Origin of the sequence: Rhizobium sp. rho-13.1, assembly GCF_007000305.1 — a bacterium.
GTDB lineage: Bacteria > Pseudomonadota > Alphaproteobacteria > Rhizobiales > Rhizobiaceae > Rhizobium > Rhizobium rhododendri.
Genome location: NZ_SCFL01000064.1, coordinates 1 through 2,230 on the forward strand (window position 1 = coordinate 1; position 2,230 = coordinate 2,230).

The following is a 2,230-nucleotide window of genomic DNA, read 5'->3' on the forward strand; positions in this document are numbered from 1 at the left end:
AGCGCGATGCCCCCAGCTTCCGTCAAAGTTGGAAGCCGTCCATGCGCCGCTAACCCGAACACCGTTCCGAAAACGGTTTCTGAAACGATCAGTTGCGCGCAAAGCGTCATAGGCAATCGTTTCGCTGCAAGCGTCCAGGCGAGAGCGCCGCCCATCGATGCAAAAATAGCCAGCGACACACCCCATAGATACAAAGGGGCCGCCGCATTCCAAGATAGGCCCAGACGCGGGATTTCGAACACGCCGATCATCTGTCCGACTGGAATGAACGCCAACATTTCCAATCCGCCGCCGGCCATGATCAACGCGGTCCAGACGGCGCCGTGCATGCCCGAACGCTCTGCCAATGCGGTCTGGTTTGCAAGCCCGAACCAGGTCCACAGGATGACGGCGGCAATGGCCAGCGGGATGCCGACCAGAAGTGACGACGAGGTCTGAAGTCCAGCAGGCTCGAAAACGCTGATATTGACAAGGGTAAGACCGATTGCAGTCAGGGCGAGCGGCAGAACCAATCCACGCCATTGCAGAACCGGCTGACGCAAATTGCCCGCGATGGCCAAAACGACGGGAACCAGCCCCAGACATGCCGGCGCCACGACGGGACCAGCAAAGATGGCGGCGCCCACCACCGTGAGGAAATAGCCGACATAACCGATGAATCCGAGCCAGAAAGCAGTTAGCCAGTCGCGCATTGTCAACAGGCGAACAAGATCCCACTTAAAGGCGAGAAAACCGAACCCGATGGCACCTGAGATGACGAACCGGAAGACGGCGAAATCAAAGATCGAGTAGTCACCGATCACATATGGGACGACAAAATTCGTCGACCACGCTAATGCGGCCAGGAGGGCGGCCGCGATGCCGATCAACATGGACCTGGTCATGGGCTGCCGCCTCCCGTCATAAGACGCCGAGACAGACGGCGCCGCCGGCGACGATGACGCAGGCGGCGATCCGCCTGAACGTCAGCGCTTCGCCGAGGAACACGCGGCCGATCAGAACGGCGAAGACCACGCTGGTTTCCCTGAGTGCCGTGATCGGACCGGCGGGGCCGAGGGCAAAGGCAGCGATCACCGCGCCGTAGGCCACAAGCGAGACCATCCCGCCGCCGATCGCCGTCCATGTCTCAGGCGCACGGAGATCTACCCGCAACCTTCCCCTTATAAGGATGAAGATTGCGGTCATCAGGACGCCGTAGATCGGGAAAATCCAGATGGCATAACTGCGGGCATTGCCGGAGATACGCACCCCAATCGCATCGACGGTGGCATAGCTGGCGATGAACAGACCGGTGAGCAGCGCAAACAGGATCGAGGCGGTAGAGGCGCGGGATCGGCCTAGCGACAGGCTCATGATGCCGATGGCGACAAGAGCAACGCCGATCGTGCCGCTTCCACTGAGACGTTCGCCGGCAAAGGCCAGCCCGCCCAGCGTCACCAGCAGCGGCACGCTGCCGCGCACGACGGGGTAGACCTGGCCAAGTTCGCCATGCCGATAGGCCGAAACGAGAAAGACGCTGTAGCCAACCTGGAGGCAGGAGGAGCAGACGAGATAGGGCCACGCTGCCGGTAACGGAAGAGGAAACACGAAGGCAAGGGGCACAGCGACTGCGGCCATCGAAAGGCTCATGACCGTTACGGTCCATAGGCGATCGGCACCCGAGCGCAGGAAAGCGTTCCATGTCGCGTGCAGGACTGCGGCGAATAGCGCGAGCGCAATAACGGTCGCTGTCATCGCCGTTCGCCAGGCATGCCGAGGATGTTTGATGCAGCGAGACGGACGTCGCGCATAGCGGCGTCGCCCTGCCCCATCTGCGCAAGCAGCGTGGCACCCTCCAGCAGCATGAACAGTGCAGTCGCTGCACTCTCCGCCCGGTCCGCCGGCATCTCCGCTTCGAGAATATCCTGCAGACGCTGCCTCAGTCCGTCCTTGTGCCCCGCCACCGCCTGAAACACGGGATGGCCGGCATTGCCGAATTCCGCCAGCGCATGGGCAAACAGGCAACCGTGAAATTCCGGGCTGCGAAACCAGCGCTCATACCAGTCGAAGACAGTGGCGATCTTTTCGCACGGAGTAACGACCTTCTCGGCGAGATCGTCAAGTTGCCTGTTGAATCGGTCCGTCCTGTAGCGCAGGACTTCGACGATCAGGCCGTCCTTGCTTGGAAAATGTCGGTACATTGTCATCTTGGCCACGTCGGCGTCCGCGATGATGCGGTCTATTCCCGTGG

General features: G+C 61.2%; 3 protein-coding genes. All 3 read right to left on the reverse strand.

Features of this window, described 5'->3' with window-relative positions; translation table 11 throughout:
- Positions 1-884, reverse strand: an 884-nt coding sequence (locus tag EQW76_RS28590; protein WP_143123522.1) for a DMT family transporter, incomplete at its 3' end; no start/stop codon positions are given.
- 16 nt (positions 885-900) lie between these two features.
- Positions 901-1,734 (reverse strand): DMT family transporter, encoded by an 834-nt coding sequence (locus EQW76_RS28595; protein ID WP_143123523.1) that lies wholly within the window; start codon positions 1,732-1,734, stop codon positions 901-903.
- Positions 1,731-2,230: TetR/AcrR family transcriptional regulator (locus EQW76_RS28600; protein WP_143123524.1), on the reverse strand; the 500-nt coding region annotated here is incomplete at its 5' end. The genes EQW76_RS28600 and EQW76_RS28595, both read right to left, overlap by 4 nt.